This window comes from Pantoea sp. ICBG 828 (assembly GCF_002928355.1).
Lineage (GTDB): Bacteria > Pseudomonadota > Gammaproteobacteria > Enterobacterales > Enterobacteriaceae > Pantoea > Pantoea dispersa.
Genome location: NZ_POWN01000001.1, coordinates 899,820 through 918,862, shown reverse-complemented (window position 1 = coordinate 918,862; position 19,043 = coordinate 899,820). Strand labels below are relative to the sequence as shown.

The following is a 19,043-nucleotide window of genomic DNA, read 5'->3' as shown; positions in this document are numbered from 1 at the left end:
GTTATGAACAATTTCGAGTTAGAACAGATCGTCAATCAGCAACTCAACACCAGTGCCTTCAGCGACTATGCGCCCAACGGTTTGCAGGTTGAGGGGCGTGAGCAGGTGCGCCGTGTAATCACCGGCGTGACGGCCTGTCAGGCGCTGCTGGATGAGGCGGTAAAACGCCACGCCGATGCGATACTGGTGCACCATGGCTACTTCTGGAAGAGCGAAGCGCCGGTAATTAAAGGGATGAAGCGCCAGCGTCTGCGCACGCTGCTGGCCAATGACATCAACCTGTACGGCTGGCACCTGCCGCTCGATGCTCACCCACAGTTGGGCAACAACGCCCAGCTGGCCACGCTGTTTGATATCGACGTCAAAGGTGAAATTCAGCCGCTGGTGCCCTGGGGCGAGCTGGCTGAGCCGCTAAGCGGTCCGGCGCTGGCGGAAAAAATCGCGGCGCGCCTTGGACGCCAGCCGCTGCACTGCGGTGATAATGCTCCGGCGCTGATTCGCCGGGTGGCATGGTGCAGCGGTGGCGGCCAGGGCTTTATCGATGCGGCCGGCGCCTTTGGCGTTGACGCCTTTATCAGCGGTGAAGTTTCTGAGCAGACCATCCACAGCGCCCGTGAACAGGGGCTGCATTTCTTTGCTGCCGGCCATCACGCCACCGAACGCGGCGGCATTAAAGCGCTCGGTGAGTGGCTCGCCAGCCAGCATGGTCTGGATGTGACTTTTATCGACATCGACAACCCCGCCTGACCGCCTCGCTTATGCGCCCGGAAACACGTGCCGGGCGCAAATCAGTTGACACATCTCCTTCACTTTCGCATAACTTATTGACTTTTCGCATAAGCGAATGCCCTCAGGCGCGCCGTCACTGCGGTCACGGCGCGTTTTATTAATGACCGGGAGGTGGGTTTTGCAACGAGCACGTTGTTATCTGCTGGGTGAGCGGGCGGTGGTACTGGAGCTGGAACCGCCGGTTTCGCTCGTCAGCCAGCAGCGCATCTGGGGATTGTGCCAGCGGCTGCAGCAGAATGAGCAGATCGCGGAAGTGATTCCGGGCATGAATAACCTGACGCTGCTGCTGCGCGATCCGCAGCTGAAAGCGCTGGATGCAATTGAGCGTTTGCAGCGCTGGTGGGAAGAGAGCGAGGTGCTGCTGGCCGAGCCGCGTCAGGTTGAGATTCCGGTGGTGTATGGCGGCGCGGGTGGACCGGATCTGGCGGAGGTCGCCCGTGCGGCGGAGCTGACCTCGCAACAGGTGGTGGAACTGCACAGCAGCGCGGATTACGTGGTCTATTTCATTGGCTTTCAGCCGGGTTTCCCTTATCTCGGCGGGCTGGATGAGCGGCTGCACACGCCGCGTCGCGCCGAGCCCCGGCTGGTGGTGCCTGGCGGTTCGGTGGGCATTGGCGGCAGCCAGACCGGCATCTATCCGCTGGCCGCGCCCGGTGGCTGGCAGCTGATTGGCCACACGCCGCTCAGCCTGTTCGATCCACAACAGCAGCCGCCGACGCTGCTGCGTCCCGGCGACAGCGTCCGCTTCGTGCCACAACGGGAGGGCGTATGTTAAACATTTTGCGTGCCGGATTAATGACCTCGGTGCAGGATCGCGGCCGCCACGGCTGGCGGCAATACGGTATCAGCCTGAGCGGCGCACTGGATGAGCCTTCAATGCGCACGGCCAATATGCTGGTCGGCAACGCCGAAAACAGCGCGGTGCTGGAAATTGTGCTCGGCCAGTTCAAAGCGGAGTTTCGTCGCGACGGCTGGTTTGCGCTGACCGGTGCCAGCTGCAGCGCCGAACTGGATGGCCAGCCGGTGTGGACCGGCTGGCGTCTGCCGGTGAAAAAAGGCCAGGTGCTGAGTCTGTCCATGCCTACGCGCGGTATGCGCAGCTATCTGGCGGTGAACGGCGGTTTTGCCATCGACGCCATGCTGGGCTCGCACAGCACCGATCTCAAAGCGGCCTTTGGCGGCTGGCAGGGACGTAAACTGCAGGATGGCGATCAGCTGCCGCTGGGCAAGCCGACGCGCCGCTTCAGCCATCAGGCTGGCGTACGGCAGCTGCTGTGGGGCAACCGCATCCGCGCACTGCCGGGGCCGGAGTACAACGAATTTACCCACGACGCGCAGGACGCATTCTGGCGTAACCCGTGGCAGCTCAGCCCGCAAAGTAACCGCATGGGCTACCGGCTGCAGGGCAGTCCGCTCCAGCGCAGTGTCGCACGTGAACTGCTGTCGCACGGCCTGGTGCCGGGTGTGGTGCAGGTGCCGCCGAACGGTCAGCCGATTGTGCTGATGGCCGATGCGCAAACCACCGGCGGCTATCCGCGTATTGCCTGCGTCATCGAAGCCGATCTCTATCAGCTGGCGCAGATTCGTCTGGGAGAACCGATTCACTTCATCCGCTGCACGCTGGAGGAGGCGCTGCTGGCCAAACAGCAGCAGCAACGTTCGCTTGATCAGATAGCCTGGGGGCTTGCTCATGAAGATCGATCTTAACGCCGACCTCGGTGAAGGCAGTGCCAGCGATCGGGCCCTGCTGGAACTGGTGAGCTCGGCCAACATCGCCTGCGGTTTCCATGCCGGCGATGCCGAAACTATGCTGCAGTCGGTGCGCTGGGCCAGCGCCAACGGCGTGGCGATTGGTGCGCATCCGAGCTTTCCCGACCGGGAAAATTTTGGCCGGACCGCCATGCAGCTGCCGCCGGAAACCGTCTACGCGCAGGTGATCTACCAGATTGGTGCCCTGAAAAGCCTTGCCGAAAGTGAAGGGGCGAAGCTGGTGCACGTGAAGCCGCACGGCATGCTATATAACCAGGCGGCGTCAGATGCAGTGCTGGCGGATGCGATTGCGCGCGCGGTGAAAGCTGTCGATCCGGCGCTGATTCTGGTTGGTCTGGCGGGCAGCGCCTCAATTGCCGCCGCCGCGCATCATGGTCTGCGCACGCGCGAAGAAGTGTTTGCTGACCGCGGCTATCTGGCCAGTGGCGCGCTGGTGCCGCGCAGCCAGCCGGGGGCATTAATCGAAGAGGCTGAGCAGGCGCTGGCGCAGACGCTCACCATGGTGCAGCAGCGTCAGGTGCGCAGCGTCAGCGGCGAATGGGTGGCGGTGAATGCGCAGACGGTCTGTCTGCACGGCGATGGCGCCCATGCGCTGGAATTCGCCCGCACCCTGCGCGCCGCTTTTGCGACAAATCAGATTGCTGTCACCAGCGCCTGATCATTGACTGTTAGCCCGGCCTGTTGCCGGGCTTTTTATTTCTGACGAGGGGAAAACATGGATAACGTGGTCAATCTCTGGCCGTTACTTGGCATTGCCGCGATTGTGCTTGGCTTTGTGCTGCGCTTCAACCCGGTGCTGGTGGTGATTGTTGCCGGTTTTGTCACCGGGCTGGCGGCGCATATGCCGCTCGGCGATATTCTGGAGAAGCTGGGTTCCGGCTTTCTCAATACCCGTAATCTGCCGCTGATCCTGCTGTTACCGCTGGCGGTCATCGGATTGCTGGAGCGCCACGGTTTAAAAGAGCGTGCGCAGACGTGGATCGCCCGGATCAAAACCGCCACCGCCGGCCGTTTACTGATCGTCTATCTGTTCGTGCGTGAGCTGACTGCGGCGCTGGGGCTGACCAGCCTGGGCGGGCATCCGCAGATGGTGCGTCCGCTGCTGGCGCCGATGGCCGAAGGTGCCACTGAAAACCGTTACGGCAGCGTATCACCGGAGATTCGTCAGCGGCTGCGCGCCATGTCGGCGGCTACCGATAACGTCGGGCTGTTCTTCGGTGAAGACATTTTCGTGGCCTTCGGCGCGATCATTTTTATGCACAACTTTATGCAGGAGTCAGCGGGCATCAGCACCGAACCGTTGCACATCGCGCTGTGGGGCATTCCGACGGCGCTGTGTGCGTTCCTGATTCATGCTGCGCGACTGGTGCGGCTCGACCGTCAGCTGTCGCGTGAGCTGGGCGCGCTCAACCAGCAGGCGCTGCGCGCAAAAGGAGGTGAGTGATGTTTCAGCAACAGTATCTGATGTGGCTGGCCGGGGCGATCCTGCTGATTGTCGCGCTGCTGTCATGGCGCGATAGCGCCAACCCGCGCCGTTTTACCACCGGTTTATTCTGGGCGCTGTACGGTGTGATTTTCCTGATTGGCGACGGTGCTTATCAACTGATGGGGCAGTGGGCCGGTGATGCGGAGCTGGGACGTCGCTGGTTGCATATTGCCGTGGGCGCGGCGGTGGTGATCATGGCGCTGATTGCCGGGTTCGGCGGCGTGCGCCTCGGTCGCTATCATCAGCGCAGCGATGAACAGAAGCAGCAGAGCGCGCAGCGTCTCGGCAATAAGCTGTTCCTGCCGGCGCTGGCGATCCCGCTGGTGACGGTGATTGGCGTGCTGGCGTTCAATCATATTCCCGGTCTGCAGGAGAAGGTATTTGGCCCGGGCAATCATTCGACGCTGGTCACGCTGTTTTCGATGATGATTGGCTGCGTGCTGGGCTGGCTGATTGCGCTGAAGTTTACCCATGAGAAGCCGCTGCAGTCGATGCAAGAGACGCGGCGTTTGCTGGATGCGGTTGGCTGGGCGTTTATTTTGCCACAGATTCTCGCCACGCTCGGCCTGCTGTTTACCAGCGCCGGCGTCGGCACGGCGATTTCGCATCTGACCGAACACTATCTGGCGGTGGATAACCGGCTGATTGCGGTCGCGGTGTATGCGCTGGGCATGGCGCTGCTGACCATGGTGATGGGCAATGCGTTTGCGGCGTTCCCGATTGTCACCGCCGGCATCGGTATTCCGATTCTGGTGCTGCAGCACGGCGGCAATCCGGCGGTGATGGCAGCGATCGGCATGTTCTGCGGCTACTGCGGCACGCTGATGACACCGATGGCTGCTAACTTCAATATTGTTCCGGCACGTTTACTGGAGCTGCCGGATCGTAACGCGGTGATCAAGGCTCAGGTGCCAACCGGTGTGCTACTGTTAGTAGTAAATATTTTCCTGCTTTATTTCCTGATGTTCCTGTGAGGTTGCGATGAAAACGGTGTTAATGACGGCGTTCGAGCCGTTTGGCGGCGAGCGCATTAATCCGTCGTGGGAAGCGGTACGCAGCTTTGATGGTCGGGAGTTCGGCGGCGCGCGGATTGTGGTGCGCCAGCTGCCGGTGGTATTCGCCCGCTGCGGCCAGGTGCTGACCGCCGCGCTGGAAGAGCTGCAGCCGCACCGCGTGCTGTGCGTCGGCCAGGCTGGCGGGCGCAGCGATATCAGCGTAGAGCGCGTGGCGATTAATGTGAACGATGCGCGCATTCCGGATAACGACCAGCAGCAGCCGGTCGATCAGCCGATTGTCGCCGGGGGACCGGCGGCCTATTTCTCTACGCTGCCGATCAAAGCGATGGTCGCGGCACTGCGCGAAGTGGGGATTCCGGCTTCGGTGTCGCAAACCGCCGGGACGTTTACCTGCAATAACGTCATGTATCACCTGCTGCACTGGCTGCAGACCACAGGCAGCGCAGCACGCGGCGGTTTCGTGCATATTCCTTATATGCCGCAGCAGGCGGCGCAGCATCCTGGCGCACCAAGTATGTCGACCGCCAGTGTGATTCAGGCGCTGGAAACGTCGCTGCAGGTGATTCTCAGCACTGAGAAAGACATTCGCGAAGTGGGCGGCGCAACCCATTAATCAGGAGCGGTTATGCCAGAGGGACCGGAGATCCGCCGCGCGGCGGATCAACTTGCAGCGGCAATGGTGGGCAAACCTCTGACCGAGGTGTGGTTTGCTTTTCCGGCGCTGAAGACCTACGAACCGGCGCTGATGGGGGAAACCATCGACGCCTTTGAAACGCGCGGCAAGGCACTGCTGACGCATTTCTCTAACGGACTGACGCTGTACAGCCATAATCAGCTGTACGGCGTGTGGCGTGTGGTGCCGAGCGGGACTGAACCCAATACTTCGCGCCAGCTGCGCGTGCGGCTGGGTAATGCCGACCGGGCAATTTTGCTGTATAGCGCTTCGGATATTGAGCTGCTGAACGCAGATACGCTCGGCGCGCATCCGTTTTTGCAACGCGTCGGACCGGACGTACTGGACGCTACGCTGACGGTGGAAGAGGTGCGCGAGCGACTGCTGTCGCCGCGTTTTCGTCGCCGCCAGTTCAGCGGTTTGCTGCTGGATCAGGCATTTCTCGCCGGGCTCGGCAACTATCTGCGCGTCGAGATTTTGTGGCACGCCGGTTTGCTGGCGCAGCATCGTGCACAGGATTTGAGCGACCAGCAGCTGGATGCGTTGAGCCACGCCATGCTGGCGGTGCCGCGTTTGTCTTATCAGATGCGTGGCAGCATGAAGAAGTATCACGAAGAGGCGGCGTTTCGTTTCGAGGTGTTTCACCGCCAGGGCAAAAAGTGCCGGCGCTGCGGCACCGTCATTGAGAAGGGCGTACTGTCATCACGACCGTTTTACTGGTGTCCGGGCTGTCAGCATTGAGTTTTGGTCATCAATAGAAGAGGCGCGGGACAGGCCATCCCCGCATCGACTTGCGGCAAACTGCACCAGAGCTAATGCACTGACTGGCTAAGCCCCGGGACAGGCAATCCGCAGCGCTGAACAGCATGAGGAAGTCAGGATGAGACCGCATGGATGCGGGCGAAAGCCGTAGCCGGGACAGGATGTCCCGTCTACGGCGGTCCGTCAGACTGACGAAGGATGTGAAGGTACCGCGTCAGCGGCGCGAGGACGCCTGAAACGGGGCTTAGCCAGGCAGGGCTTGGCACGATGCGCCCCAAACATTCGCCGTGTACTAAAAAAGAAAAGGGCGGGATAACCCGCCCTGATTGTTATTTTTTCAGCGCCGAGCTGAATTCGCGCTCGGTGTAACCAGTGTAGAGCTGACGTGGACGGGCAATCTTCATGCCTTCGTCGTGCATCTCTTTCCAGTGGGCAATCCAGCCAACGGTACGCGCCATCGCGAAGATCACGGTAAACATTGATGACGGAATGCCCATCGCTTTCAGAATGATGCCGGAATAGAAATCGACGTTCGGATAGAGTTTGCGCTCGATAAAGTACGGGTCGTTCAGCGCGATGTGCTCCAGCTCCATCGCCACTTCCAGCAGGTCGTCCTTCATGCCCAGCTCGTTCAGCACTTCATGACAGGTTTCACGCATCACGGTCGCACGCGGGTCATAGTTCTTATACACACGGTGACCGAAGCCCATCAGACGGAACGAATCGTTCTTATCTTTGGCGCGACGCACGAATTCCGGGATGTGATCCACGGTGCTGATCTCTTCCAGCATACGCAGCGTGGCTTCGTTGGCACCACCGTGCGCAGGTCCCCACAGCGAGGCGATACCGGCGGCGATACAGGCAAACGGGTTCGCACCGGAAGAACCGGCGGTACGCACGGTAGAGGTTGATGCGTTCTGTTCGTGGTCAGCGTGCAGGATCAGAATACGGTCCATGGCGCGTTCCAGCACCGGGTTCACTTTGTACTCTTCACACGGTGTAGCAAACATCATGTGCAGGAAGTTACCGGCATAGGAGAGGTCGTTACGTGGATACACAAACGGCTGGCCGATGGAGTATTTGTAACACATCGCGGCCATGGTCGGCATTTTTGACAGCAGGCGGAAGGCGGCGATTTCACGGTGACGTTCAATATTCACGTCTAATGAATCGTGATAGAAGGCGGCCAGCGCGCCGGTCACGCCGCACATCACTGCCATCGGGTGTGAATCACGACGGAAGCCGTGGAACAGGCGGGTGATCTGCTCGTGAATCATGGTGTGACGGGTTACGGTAGTGCGGAACTCGTCGTACTGCGCCTGAGTAGGGGCTTCGCCGTTCAGCAGGATGTAGCACACTTCCAGATAGTTTGAGTGGGTAGCCAGCTGATCGATAGGGAAACCGCGATGTAACAAAATCCCTTCATCACCATCAATAAAGGTAATTTTTGATTCGCAGGACGCCGTAGAGGTAAAACCGGGGTCGAAGGTGAACAGGCCTTTTGAGCCAAGGGCGCGGACATCAACAACATCCTGTCCCAGCGTGCCTTGCATCACATCCAGTTCCACGGAGTTGTTATCTTGTAGGGTTAGCGTCACTTTTTTATCTGTCATTTTTCGTCTCCATAGCGCCTTAGTAGGTAAGGATCTTAGACACCAGAACAGTCATCATGTTGCGTTTACCCGCCATATTTTCGGGCCGCCGCTACACTGGCTGCGCGCGCGCAGTGCGGTCATTTACTTGCGTAAACGCCCATCATTTGCACGCTTACTGCCTTGTTGCAACCCGCACGACTTAGGCTAAAACAGAATCTTCACAGCATCACTCAGCGGTAACGTTCATGCTGCAAGGTTACGGAGCGAAATGTGTAAAGCCAATCGGTGGTGTCCGGGCATGACGCGCTGCACATCGTGGATGTTAAAGATCCTGTCACGACATAACTTCTTGGTAACCAATAACCTGACGGTTTGTGTTGCTCGTAAAGGCAATGTTACATAACTTGAGCTTAGGGGAAAGTGTATCCCCATAACTTTTATGCATCATAGGGTTTTAGTGCGTTCGTTTGTAACTGAAATGTTGATCTATTGTCAAATCAGATAATTAAAAATGTATAAATTGTGAAATACGTGAGGCGGATCACTGTTCAGCTTAAATGTGACCAAAGAGATTGTAGGGGAATTGTAATCAGAATGTGATCCTCCTATACTGCCGCCAGGTCTCCGGAATACCCTGACACCAGGAGCCACCCAGCGTTTTACCCGCTTCATTTAACACTGGATGTTGCTATTTTGGTGGCGGTTGCAGTCCGAACACGCACTGTGCTCTTCTGTAACTCAGGACCGGAGGAAGCAAAATAAAAAAGAGCTGTGTGGGCAAAACCGTGAAAAAACAAAGACCTGTTAACTTGGATCTCTCGACGATCCGGTTTCCCGTTACTGCAATATCGTCCATTCTCCACCGCGTCTCCGGCGTGATTACCTTTGTCGCTCTCGGAATTCTGCTCTGGTTACTGGGTCTCTCCCTCTCTTCTCCGGAAGGTTTCCAGCAAGCGGCATCCATCATGGATAGCTTCTTCGCCAAATTCATCATGTGGGGCATTCTGACCGCGCTGGCATATCACGCAGCAAGCGGCATTCGTCACATGCTGGCCGACTTCGGTTTTACGGCAGAAACCCTGCAGGTGGGAACCCGTACCGCGCAAGCGGTTTTTGTTATCACTGTCGTGCTCTCAATTCTGGCTGGAGTCCTCGTATGGTAAGCAATGCTTCTGCATTAGGACGCAACGGTATCCATGACTGGCTGTTACTGCGTGCTGCTGCAATCTTAATTACGCTCTACATTCTCTACATCCTCGGTTTTGTCGTGATGACCGGCACGCTGACGTATGACGTCTGGCGCGGCTTTTTCGCTTCCTCCTTTACCAAAGTGTTCACGTTGCTGACGCTGTTCTCGATTCTGGTCCACGGCTGGATTGGCATGTGGCAGGTTTTGACCGACTACGTGAAACCGCTGGCAACGCGTCTGGTGTTGCAACTGGTGATTGTGGTCGCGCTGTTGTCGTATGCAATTTATGGAACTGTTGTGGTGTGGGGTGTGTAAATGAGTTTGCCAGTCAGAGAATTTGATGCCGTGGTGATCGGCGCAGGTGGTGCGGGTATGCGTGCCGCGCTGCAAATCTCCCAGTCGGGCCAGAGCTGTGCTCTGTTATCCAAAGTGTTCCCAACCCGTTCCCACACCGTATCGGCGCAGGGCGGGATTACCGTGGCACTGGGTAACTCCCACGAAGATAACTGGGAATGGCACATGTACGATACCGTCAAAGGCTCCGATTACATCGGTGACCAGGACGCAATCGAATATATGTGTAAAACCGGTCCGGAAGCGATTCTGGAGCTGGAGCACATGGGCCTGCCATTCTCCCGTCTTGATGACGGCCGCGTTTATCAGCGTCCGTTTGGTGGTCAGTCGAAAAACTTCGGTGGTGAGCAGGCGGCGCGTACCGCTGCTGCTGCCGACCGTACCGGCCACGCCCTGCTGCATACGCTGTATCAGCAGAACCTGAAAAACAAAACCACCATCTTCTCCGAGTGGTATGCACTGGATCTGGTGAAAAACGCTGACGGTGCGATCGTCGGCTGTACCGCCATCTGCATCGAAACCGGTGAAACAGTCTACTTCAAAGCCAAAGCCACTATCCTCGCGACCGGCGGTGCTGGCCGTATCTATCAGTCCACCACCAACGCCCACATCAACACCGGCGACGGCGTCGGCATGGCGCTGCGTGCCGGCGTGCCAATGCAGGATATGGAGATGTGGCAGTTCCACCCAACCGGCATCGCCGGGGCGGGTGTGCTGGTGACCGAAGGCTGCCGTGGTGAAGGTGGCTATCTGCTGAACAAGCATGGCGAGCGTTTCATGGAGCGCTACGCGCCAAACGCCAAAGATCTGGCGGGCCGTGATGTGGTGGCGCGTTCAATGATGGTGGAAATCCGTGAAGGTCGCGGCTGCGACGGCCCATGGGGTCCACACATCAAACTGAAACTCGACCATCTGGGCGCTGAAGTGCTGGAATCCCGTCTGCCGGGCATCCTTGAGCTGTCGCGTACCTTTGCTCACGTTGACCCGATTAAAGAACCGATTCCGGTTATCCCGACCTGCCACTACATGATGGGCGGCGTGCCGACCCGCGTGACCGGTCAGGCGCTGCGCGTTAACGAGCAGGGCGAAGATGAAGTGATTCCGGGCCTGTTCGCGGTAGGCGAAATTGCCTGCGTATCGGTACACGGCGCAAACCGTCTTGGCGGCAACTCGCTGCTCGACCTGGTGGTATTTGGCCGCGCGGCCGGTGTTCACCTGATGGAGTGCATCGCTGAGCAGGGCGAACTGCGCGACGCCACCGAAGATGAAATCGACGCGGCGATGGCCCGCTTCAACCGCTGGGAAAACAACACCACCGGTGAAGACCCGGTTGAAATCCGCAAGGCGCTGCAGCGCTGCATGCAGAACAACTTCTCGGTATTCCGTGAAGGGGATGCGATGCGTGAAGGCCTGGCCGAGCTGAAAGAGATTCGTGAGCGCCTGAAAAACGCGCGTCTCGATGACCGTTCACCGGACTTCAACACCCAGCGTATCGAATGCCTTGAGCTGGATAACCTGATGGAAACCGCTTACGCCACCGCGGTAGCGGCTAACTTCCGCACCGAAAGCCGTGGCGCTCACAGCCGCTTCGACTATCCGGAGCGTGATGATGCCAACTGGCTGTGCCACAGCCTCTATGTTCCGCAAACGGAAAGCATGACGCGCCGTGAGGTGAACATGCAACCGAAACTGCGTGCGGCCTTCCCGCCGAAAGCGCGTACTTACTAATTGCGGAGATCATCATGAGACTCGAATTTTCTATCTATCGTTACAACCCGGAAGTCGATGACAAACCGCGCATGCAGGATTATACCCTCGAAGCGGAAGATGGTCGCGACATGATGCTGCTGGACGCGCTGATCCGTCTGAAAGAGAAGGATCCTACGCTGGCCTTCCGTCGCTCCTGCCGTGAAGGCGTGTGCGGCTCCGATGGCCTCAACATGAACGGTAAAAATGGCCTGGCGTGTATCACGCCGGTCTCCGCACTGGGCAATGGCAGCAAGAAGATTGTTATCCGTCCGCTGCCCGGTTTGCCGGTAATCCGCGACCTCGTGGTGGACATGGGACAATTCTATGCTCAGTATGAGAAGATTAAGCCTTTCCTGTTGAATAATGGGGAAAATCCGCCAGCGCGCGAGCATCTGCAAACGCCTGCGCAGCGTGAGCACCTGGACGGCCTGTACGAGTGTATTCTCTGTGCCTGCTGCTCCACATCGTGCCCGTCGTTCTGGTGGAATCCGGACAAGTTCATCGGTCCGGCCGGCCTGCTGGCGGCGTACCGCTTCCTGATTGACAGCCGCGACACCGAAACCGATGCGCGCCTCGACAATCTGAATGATGCTTTCAGTGTTTTCCGCTGTCACAGCATCATGAACTGTGTGAGCGTGTGCCCGAAAGGCTTAAACCCAACGCGCGCCATCGGCCACATTAAGTCGATGCTGCTGCAGCGCGGGGCGTAACAAACGGAAGTCACGATCGGGAACCCAGGTTCCCGATCGTTTACGGAAGCCTCTATAAGCGCGGTACTGACCACGCTTATAAAGGTTCCCTTACGGGCCAGGCGCCGGTTGCGCACAGGTTCGTATCGCTGAACTCACTACGGCAAGCCGCGTAAGCGGCAACAAATGAAACCTCAAAAAAGCAGATTAATGCTTAAGGGATCACAATGCAGAACAGCGCGATGAAACCCTGGCTGGACTCCTCCTGGCTGGCCGGCGCGAACCAGTCCTACATAGAGCAACTCTATGAGGATTTCCTGACCGATCCTGACTCTGTTGATGAAGTGTGGCGCTCGATGTTCCAGCAGCTGCCGGGCACCGGCGTGAAACCTGAGCAGTTTCACTCCACGACGCGTGAATACTTCCGCCGCCTGGCGAAAGACGCCACCCGTTACACCTCCACAGTCACCGATCCGGCCGCTAATTCCAAACAGGTTAAAGTGCTGCAGCTGATTAATGCGTTCCGCTTCCGCGGCCATCAGCACGCTAACCTCGATCCGCTCGGCCTGTGGAAGCAGGAGCGCGTGGCGGATCTCGAGCCGGCCTTCCACGATCTGACCGACGCCGATTTTCAGGAAAGCTTTAACGTAGGCTCTTTCGCCATTGGCAAAGAGACCATGAAGCTGGCCGATCTTTATGCCGCACTGCAGCAGACCTACTGTGGTTCGATTGGTGCAGAGTACATGCACATCAACAACACCGAAGAGAAGCGCTGGATTCAGCAGCGTCTGGAATCGGTAGTGGGCCATGCGTCATTCAGCGCGGACGAGAAAAAAGGTTTCCTGAAAGAGCTGACGGCGGCAGAGGGCCTGGAAAAATACCTCGGCGCGAAATTCCCGGGTGCCAAACGCTTCTCGCTGGAAGGCGGTGATGCGCTGGTACCGATGCTGCGCGAAATGATTCGCCACGCCGGCAAGAGCGGCACGCGTGAAGTGGTGCTGGGCATGGCGCACCGCGGTCGTCTCAACGTGCTGATCAACGTGCTGGGTAAAAAACCGCAGGATCTGTTCGACGAGTTCTCCGGCAAGCACAAAGAGCACCTCGGTACCGGTGACGTGAAGTACCACATGGGCTTCTCGTCAGACGTGGAAACCGAAGGCGGCCTGGTACACCTGGCGCTGGCGTTCAACCCGTCGCATCTGGAAATTGTAAGCCCGGTAGTCATGGGCTCGGTGCGTGCGCGTCTGGATCGTCTGGCGGAGCCGGGCAGCAACAAAGTCCTGCCGATCACCATTCACGGTGACGCCGCGGTTATTGGCCAGGGCGTGGTGCAGGAAACCCTGAACATGTCGCAGGCTCGCGGTTACGAAGTGGGCGGCACCGTACGCATCGTGATTAACAACCAGGTGGGCTTCACCACCTCGAATCCGAAAGATGCGCGTTCTACCCCTTACTGCACCGACATCGGCAAAATGGTGCTGGCACCGATCTTCCACGTCAACGCGGACGATCCGGAGGCGGTGGCGTTTGTTACCCGTCTGGCGCTGGATTATCGCAACACCTTCAAACGCGATGTGTTCATCGACCTGGTGTGCTACCGCCGTCACGGCCATAACGAAGCCGACGAGCCAAGCGCAACCCAGCCGCTGATGTATCAGAAAATCAAAAAGCATCCGACGCCGCGCAAAATCTACGCCGATCAGCTGGAAAGCGAAGGCGTGGCCACGCAGGAAGATGCCACCGAGCTGGTAAACCTGTACCGCGATGCGCTGGATGAAGGCGAGTGCGTGGTGCCGGAATGGCGTCCAATGAGCCTGCACTCGTTCACTTGGTCTCCGTACCTCAACCACGAGTGGGATGAGAGCTACCCGGAAACCGTGGACATGAAACGTCTGCAGGAGCTGGCGCGCCGCATCAGCAGCATTCCGGAAGCGGTGGAAGTGCAGTCGCGCGTTGCCAAGATTTACAACGACCGCAAAGAGATGGCGGAAGGCAACAAGCTGTTCGACTGGGGCGGCGCGGAAAACCTTGCTTACGCCACGCTGGTGGACGAAGGCATTCCGGTGCGCCTGTCGGGTGAAGACTCCGGCCGCGGCACCTTCTTCCACCGTCACGCGGTGATTCACAACCAGCAGAACGGTTCGACTTACACTCCGCTGCACCACATCCATAACGGTCAGGGTCAGTTCAAGGTGTGGGATTCGGTGCTGTCGGAAGAAGCGGTACTGGCGTTCGAATACGGTTACGCCACCGCCGAGCCGCGCGTGCTGACCATCTGGGAAGCGCAGTTCGGTGACTTCGCCAACGGCGCTCAGGTGGTGATCGATCAGTTCATCAGCTCCGGCGAGCAGAAATGGGGCCGCATGTGTGGTCTGGTGATGCTGCTGCCACACGGCTATGAAGGGCAGGGTCCGGAGCACTCCTCCGCGCGCCTCGAGCGCTATCTGCAGCTGTGTGCTGAGCAGAACATGCAGGTCTGCGTGCCATCAACGCCAGCGCAGGTGTACCACATGCTGCGTCGTCAGGCGCTGCGCGGTATGCGCCGTCCGCTGATCGTGATGTCGCCGAAGTCGCTGCTGCGTCATCCGCTGGCGGTGTCCAGCCTTGATGAGCTGGCCAACGGCAGCTTCCAGCCGGCGATTGGTGAGATCGACGACCTCGATCCGCAGCAGGTGAAACGCGTAGTGCTGTGCTCCGGTAAAGTTTATTACGATCTGCTGGAGCAGCGTCGTAAGAACGAGCAGACCGATGTCGCCATCGTGCGTATCGAACAGCTCTATCCGTTCCCGCACAAAGCGGTGCAGGAAGCGCTGAAGAATTACGCCCATGTTCAGGATTTCGTCTGGTGTCAGGAAGAGCCACTGAACCAGGGCGCATGGTATTGCAGTCAGCATCATTTCCGCGAAGTGGTTCCATTTGGTGCGTCACTGCGTTACGCAGGCCGTCCGGCTTCTGCTTCACCGGCCGTGGGCTATATGTCCGTACATCAACAACAGCAGCAAGACCTGGTCAATGACGCGCTGAACCTTGGTTAATTAAAAGGAAAGAAAATGAGTAGCGTAGAAATTCTCGTTCCCGATTTGCCTGAATCCGTAGCGGATGCCACGGTAGCCACCTGGCATAAAAAACCCGGCGACTCTGTGACCCGCGACGAAGTGCTGGTCGAGATCGAAACTGACAAAGTGGTACTGGAAGTGCCTGCCGCCGCTGACGGTGTGCTGGAAGCGGTGCTGGAAGACGAAGGCGCCACCGTAACATCGCGCCAGATTCTGGGCCGTCTGAAGGAAGGTAACAGCGGCGGGAAAGAGACCACGGCGAAAGTGGAAAGCAAGGAGTCTACGCCTGCACAGCGTCAGACTGCATCTCTGGAAGAAGAGAGCAATGACGCGCTCAGCCCGGCCGTGCGCCGCCTGATTGCGGAAAACAACCTCGACGCCAGCCAGATTAAAGGCACCGGTGTTGGCGGCCGTCTGACGCGCGAAGACGTGGAAAAACATCTGGCGAAGAAAGCCGACGGCGCGAAAGCGGCACCGGCAGCCGATGCGGCTCCGCAGGCAGTTGCCAACCGCAGCGAGAAGCGCGTGCCAATGACCCGTCTGCGCAAGCGCGTGGCCGAGCGTCTGCTGGAAGCGAAAAACAGCACCGCAATGCTGACCACCTTCAACGAAGTCAACATGAAGCCGATCATGGATCTGCGCAAGCAGTACGGCGATGCCTTCGAGAAGCGTCACGGCGTGCGTCTGGGCTTTATGTCCTTCTACATCAAAGCGGTGGTCGAAGCGCTGAAACGCTTCCCGGAAGTCAACGCGTCGATCGACGGCGACGATGTGGTGTACCACAACTATTTCGATGTCAGCATCGCGGTCTCAACGCCGCGTGGTCTGGTGACGCCAGTGCTGAAAGATGTTGATGCGCTGAGCATGGCCGACATCGAGAAGAAAATTAAAGAGCTGGCGGTGAAAGGCCGTGACGGCAAGCTGACGGTGGAAGAACTGACCGGCGGTAACTTCACCATCACCAACGGTGGTGTGTTCGGTTCGCTGATGTCTACGCCGATCATCAACCCGCCGCAGAGCGCGATTCTGGGGATGCACGCCATCAAAGATCGCCCAATGGCGGTGAATGGTCAGGTGGTGGTGCTTCCAATGATGTATCTGGCGCTCTCCTACGATCACCGTCTGATCGATGGTCGTGAATCTGTCGGCTATCTGGTCGCGGTGAAAGAGCTGCTGGAAGATCCGGCGCGTCTGCTGCTGGATGTCTGATTTTCGCCGGGCGCGCTGGCACGAGGCGCGCCCAAATTAACCCTGTTTAGATCTGAATGGATAGAACATCATGAACTTACACGAATACCAGGCGAAGCAGCTGTTTGCACGGTATGGTATGCCAGCACCGACTGGCTACGCCTGCACCACGCCACGTGAAGCCGAAGAAGCCGCCTCGAAAATTGGCGCGGGTCCGTGGGTGGTGAAATGTCAGGTTCATGCCGGTGGCCGCGGTAAAGCGGGCGGTGTGAAGGTGGTTAACAGTAAAGAAGACATTCGTGCTTTCGCTGAAAACTGGCTGGGCAAACGTCTGGTGACCTACCAGACTGACGCCAATGGCCAGCCGGTAAACCAGATCCTGGTTGAAGCGGCGACCGACATCGACCAGGAGCTGTATCTGGGTGCGGTGGTTGACCGTGCTACCCGTCGCGTGATCTTCATGGCGTCAACCGAAGGCGGCGTGGAAATCGAGAAAGTGGCGGAAGAAACCCCGCACCTGATCCACAAAATGGCGCTGGATCCGCTGACCGGCCCGCAGCCATACCAGGGCCGCGAGCTGGCATTCAAACTGGGCCTGACCGGTAAGCAAGTCAGCCAGTTCACCAAAATCTTCATGGGTCTGGCGACCATGTTCCTGGAGCGCGACCTGGCGATGGTTGAGATCAACCCGCTGGTGATCACCAAACAGGGCGACCTGATCTGTCTGGATGGCAAACTGGGTGCCGATGGCAATGCCCTGTTCCGTCAGCCAGAGCTGCGTGAAATGCGCGACCCAAGCCAGGAAGACCCACGTGAAGCCCACGCGACGCAGTGGGAACTGAACTACGTCGCGCTGGAAGGCAACATTGGCTGTATGGTCAACGGCGCTGGTCTGGCGATGGGCACCATGGACATCGTGAAACACCACGGTGGTCAGCCTGCAAACTTCCTTGATGTTGGCGGCGGCGCAACCAAAGAGCGCGTTACCGAAGCCTTCAAAATCATCCTGTCTGACGATGCTGTGAAAGCGGTATTCGTTAACATCTTCGGCGGTATCGTGCGCTGCGATCTGATCGCAGACGGCATCATCGGTGCTGTGGCTGAAGTGGGTGTCAACGTACCGGTCGTGGTACGTCTGGAAGGTAACAACGCCGAGCTGGGCGCGAAGAAACTGGCGGACAGCGGTCTTAACATCATTGCAGCAACCAGCCTGACAGACGCAGCACAGCGTGTTGTCGCTGCTGCGGAGGGTAAATAATGTCCATTCTGATCGACAAAAACACCAAAGTCATTTGCCAGGGTTTCACCGGTGGCCAGGGAACGTTCCACTCTGAGCAGGCGCTGGCCTATGGTACGCAGCTGGTTGGCGGTGTGACGCCAGGTAAAGGCGGCACCACCCATCTCGGTCTGCCGGTGTTTAACACCGTGCGCGAAGCAGTAGAAGCCACAGGCGCCACCGCTACCGTGATCTACGTGCCGGCACCGTTCTGCAAAGACGGTATCCTGGAAGCGATCGACGCGGGCATCAAACTGATCATCACCATCACCGAAGGTATCCCGACGCTGGATATGCTGACGGTGAAAGTGAAGCTGGACGAAGCAGGCGTGCGCATGATTGGCCCGAACTGCCCGGGTGTGATCACCCCAGGCGAATGTAAGATCGGTATTATGCCGGGCCACATTCACCAGCCAGGCCGCGTCGGTATCGTGTCACGTTCCGGTACGCTGACCTATGAAGCGGTTAAGCAGACCACCGACATCGGCTACGGCCAGTCCACCTGTGTGGGCATCGGCGGTGACCCGATCCCAGGCTCCAACTTCATCGACATCCTGAAAATGTTCCAGGACGATCCGCAGACCGAAGCGATCGTGATGATCGGTGAGATCGGCGGCAGCGCTGAAGAAGAGGCCGCGGCGTTCATCAAAGAGCATGTGACCAAGCCTGTCGTCGGCTATATCGCCGGCGTAACGGCGCCGAAAGGCAAGCGTATGGGTCACGCCGGCGCCATCATTGCCGGTGGTAAAGGCACCGCCGATGAGAAATTTGCTGCGCTGGAAGCGGCCGGTGTGAAAACCGTTCGCAGCCTGGCCGATATCGGCGACGCGGTGAAAGCGGTACTGCCAGCGAAATAACATTTTGCTGCTGAAAGAAAAAAGCCACCTGCGGGTGGCTTTTTTTATGGCTGTCATGCACGGCCATTAGCCGTCCTCACACATTTGCAGTAAAAACGTAACGGCAACATTTTCTGCGGCTATGCTTACTTTGTCGTTGAGTAAAGAAGGGCAAAGAGGCGTGCTTTTTCCCGTCAGCGTCCAGGCGTCTGGCTGGCAAAGAGGTTAAATAATTACGGGAAAGGTAATTGTTTTCTTAATTGCGCTATCGATTTATGACAACTAATTAACAACAACTCTAACACTACATATCTGGAAAATTATTGTCTTAATCCAGATCAATAAAAGGCGATATATAGCAAACTTTACCGCTGGCTAAAAGCAACCCAACCGGTATAAATTGCGCTGCATCAATTCAGTCTTTTTCATCATTTACAGGAGTTTGTGCCAGGCGTTGTCATATCAATTCTGTCGCCTCCTCATCTTACTCCTGCTCGAAACTGGCTGAAGCGATCGGTTTTTCGGGGAATTTTCACCACTGTTACTCGCTCACTTCGGGCCGCAGTACGCATTGTGCTGTCGGTAACAAAACTGGAATCAATAATCAGTCGTTCC

17 protein-coding genes are annotated in these 19,043 nt (G+C 58.1%); 16 read left to right on the top strand and 1 reads right to left on the bottom strand.

All coding sequences use genetic code 11. The features are described from left to right. The first annotated feature begins 3 nt into the window (after positions 1 to 3). From C1Y43_RS04370 to nei, 8 genes are all read left to right on the top strand, one after another. Entirely contained in the window at positions 4 to 747 is a 744-nt protein-coding gene (locus C1Y43_RS04370) for a type 2 GTP cyclohydrolase I (RefSeq protein WP_104187111.1), read from the top strand. A 160-nt stretch (positions 748 to 907) separates the two neighbouring features. Next, a complete protein-coding gene (gene pxpB, locus C1Y43_RS04365; RefSeq protein WP_058757885.1) occupies positions 908 to 1,564 on the top strand; it encodes a 5-oxoprolinase subunit PxpB in 657 nt (218 codons plus the stop codon). Next, positions 1,558 to 2,496 carry a 5-oxoprolinase subunit PxpC gene (gene pxpC, locus C1Y43_RS04360; RefSeq protein WP_058757884.1) on the top strand — a complete coding sequence of 313 codons (939 nt, stop codon included), beginning with the start codon at positions 1,558 to 1,560 and terminating at the stop codon, positions 2,494 to 2,496. The genes pxpB and pxpC overlap by 7 nt, the downstream gene beginning before the upstream one ends. Further along, positions 2,480 to 3,217: a 5-oxoprolinase subunit PxpA gene (gene pxpA / locus C1Y43_RS04355; RefSeq protein ID WP_104092698.1), complete on the top strand. Its 738-nt coding sequence runs from the start codon at positions 2,480 to 2,482 to the stop codon at positions 3,215 to 3,217. Before pxpC ends, pxpA begins: the two co-directional genes overlap by 17 nt. A gap of 57 nt (positions 3,218 to 3,274) precedes the next feature. Continuing rightward, positions 3,275 to 4,003, top strand: a complete 729-nt coding sequence (locus C1Y43_RS04350) for a DUF969 domain-containing protein (RefSeq protein WP_021508546.1) — start codon at positions 3,275 to 3,277, stop codon at positions 4,001 to 4,003. Beyond that, complete coding sequence (locus C1Y43_RS04345) at positions 4,003 to 5,019, top strand: DUF979 domain-containing protein (protein ID WP_104187109.1); 1,017 nt, start codon at positions 4,003 to 4,005, stop codon at positions 5,017 to 5,019. Before C1Y43_RS04350 ends, C1Y43_RS04345 begins: the two co-directional genes overlap by 1 nt. A 7-nt stretch (positions 5,020 to 5,026) precedes the next feature. Continuing rightward, the gene (pcp, locus tag C1Y43_RS04340) at positions 5,027 to 5,674 is read left to right on the top strand and encodes a pyroglutamyl-peptidase I (protein WP_058775288.1); all 648 of its coding nucleotides are present in this window, start codon (positions 5,027 to 5,029) and stop codon (positions 5,672 to 5,674) included. A 12-nt stretch (positions 5,675 to 5,686) separates the two neighbouring features. After that, positions 5,687 to 6,475, top strand: coding sequence for an endonuclease VIII (nei, locus tag C1Y43_RS04335; protein WP_058769449.1), 789 nt, complete (start codon positions 5,687 to 5,689; stop codon positions 6,473 to 6,475). 350 nt (positions 6,476 to 6,825) lie between these two features. Here nei and C1Y43_RS04330 read toward each other — a convergent pair whose 3' ends face one another. After that, positions 6,826 to 8,109 (bottom strand): citrate synthase, encoded by a 1,284-nt coding sequence (locus C1Y43_RS04330; protein WP_021508542.1) that lies wholly within the window; start codon positions 8,107 to 8,109, stop codon positions 6,826 to 6,828. A gap of 755 nt (positions 8,110 to 8,864) precedes the next feature. Here C1Y43_RS04330 and sdhC point away from each other — a divergent pair. The 8 genes from sdhC (at position 8,865) to sucD (ending at position 18,449) form a co-directional block, all read left to right on the top strand. Beyond that, positions 8,865 to 9,254, top strand: coding sequence for a succinate dehydrogenase cytochrome b556 subunit (sdhC, locus tag C1Y43_RS04325; RefSeq protein ID WP_021508541.1), 390 nt, complete (start codon positions 8,865 to 8,867; stop codon positions 9,252 to 9,254). Further along, a complete protein-coding gene (gene sdhD / locus C1Y43_RS04320; RefSeq protein WP_021508540.1) occupies positions 9,248 to 9,595 on the top strand; it encodes a succinate dehydrogenase membrane anchor subunit in 348 nt (115 codons plus the stop codon). The genes sdhC and sdhD overlap by 7 nt, the downstream gene beginning before the upstream one ends. Further along, entirely contained in the window at positions 9,596 to 11,362 is a 1,767-nt protein-coding gene (sdhA, locus tag C1Y43_RS04315; protein ID WP_021508539.1) for a succinate dehydrogenase flavoprotein subunit, read from the top strand. Positions 11,363 to 11,376: 14 nt separating this feature from the next. Next, positions 11,377 to 12,093, top strand: coding sequence for a succinate dehydrogenase iron-sulfur subunit (locus C1Y43_RS04310; protein WP_021508538.1), 717 nt, complete (start codon positions 11,377 to 11,379; stop codon positions 12,091 to 12,093). A 206-nt stretch (positions 12,094 to 12,299) separates the two neighbouring features. Beyond that, a complete protein-coding gene (sucA, locus tag C1Y43_RS04305; protein WP_104187107.1) occupies positions 12,300 to 15,107 on the top strand; it encodes a 2-oxoglutarate dehydrogenase E1 component in 2,808 nt (935 codons plus the stop codon). Positions 15,108 to 15,122: 15 nt separating this feature from the next. After that, positions 15,123 to 16,337 (top strand): 2-oxoglutarate dehydrogenase complex dihydrolipoyllysine-residue succinyltransferase, encoded by a 1,215-nt coding sequence (gene odhB, locus C1Y43_RS04300; protein ID WP_021508536.1) that lies wholly within the window; start codon positions 15,123 to 15,125, stop codon positions 16,335 to 16,337. Positions 16,338 to 16,407: 70 nt separating this feature from the next. Beyond that, positions 16,408 to 17,574, top strand: coding sequence for an ADP-forming succinate--CoA ligase subunit beta (sucC, locus tag C1Y43_RS04295; protein ID WP_006118458.1), 1,167 nt, complete (start codon positions 16,408 to 16,410; stop codon positions 17,572 to 17,574). After that, positions 17,574 to 18,449 (top strand): succinate--CoA ligase subunit alpha, encoded by an 876-nt coding sequence (gene sucD / locus C1Y43_RS04290; RefSeq protein WP_021508535.1) that lies wholly within the window; start codon positions 17,574 to 17,576, stop codon positions 18,447 to 18,449. The genes sucC and sucD overlap by 1 nt, the downstream gene beginning before the upstream one ends. The last annotated feature ends 594 nt before the right edge of the window (positions 18,450 to 19,043 follow it).

Excerpts from the sequence above, each read along its gene's own strand:
- pxpA (WP_104092698.1), top strand. The coding sequence starts at position 2,480 with ATGAAGATCGATCTTAACGCCGACCTCGGTGAAGGCAGTGCCAGCGAT.
- sucC (WP_006118458.1), top strand. The coding sequence starts at position 16,408 with ATGAACTTACACGAATACCAGGCGAAGCAGCTGTTTGCACGGTATGGT.
- C1Y43_RS04345 (WP_104187109.1), top strand. The coding sequence starts at position 4,003 with ATGTTTCAGCAACAGTATCTGATGTGGCTGGCCGGGGCGATCCTGCTG.
- sucD (WP_021508535.1), top strand. The coding sequence starts at position 17,574 with ATGTCCATTCTGATCGACAAAAACACCAAAGTCATTTGCCAGGGTTTC.
- C1Y43_RS04310 (WP_021508538.1), top strand. The coding sequence starts at position 11,377 with ATGAGACTCGAATTTTCTATCTATCGTTACAACCCGGAAGTCGATGAC.
- nei (WP_058769449.1), top strand. The coding sequence starts at position 5,687 with ATGCCAGAGGGACCGGAGATCCGCCGCGCGGCGGATCAACTTGCAGCG.
- odhB (WP_021508536.1), top strand. The coding sequence starts at position 15,123 with ATGAGTAGCGTAGAAATTCTCGTTCCCGATTTGCCTGAATCCGTAGCG.
- pxpC (WP_058757884.1), top strand. The coding sequence starts at position 1,558 with ATGTTAAACATTTTGCGTGCCGGATTAATGACCTCGGTGCAGGATCGC.
- pcp (WP_058775288.1), top strand. The coding sequence starts at position 5,027 with ATGAAAACGGTGTTAATGACGGCGTTCGAGCCGTTTGGCGGCGAGCGC.
- sdhA (WP_021508539.1), top strand. The coding sequence starts at position 9,596 with ATGAGTTTGCCAGTCAGAGAATTTGATGCCGTGGTGATCGGCGCAGGT.
- C1Y43_RS04330 (WP_021508542.1), bottom strand. The coding sequence starts at position 8,109 with ATGACAGATAAAAAAGTGACGCTAACCCTACAAGATAACAACTCCGTG.
- sdhD (WP_021508540.1), top strand. The coding sequence starts at position 9,248 with ATGGTAAGCAATGCTTCTGCATTAGGACGCAACGGTATCCATGACTGG.
- C1Y43_RS04350 (WP_021508546.1), top strand. The coding sequence starts at position 3,275 with ATGGATAACGTGGTCAATCTCTGGCCGTTACTTGGCATTGCCGCGATT.
- C1Y43_RS04370 (WP_104187111.1), top strand. The coding sequence starts at position 4 with ATGAACAATTTCGAGTTAGAACAGATCGTCAATCAGCAACTCAACACC.
- sucA (WP_104187107.1), top strand. The coding sequence starts at position 12,300 with ATGCAGAACAGCGCGATGAAACCCTGGCTGGACTCCTCCTGGCTGGCC.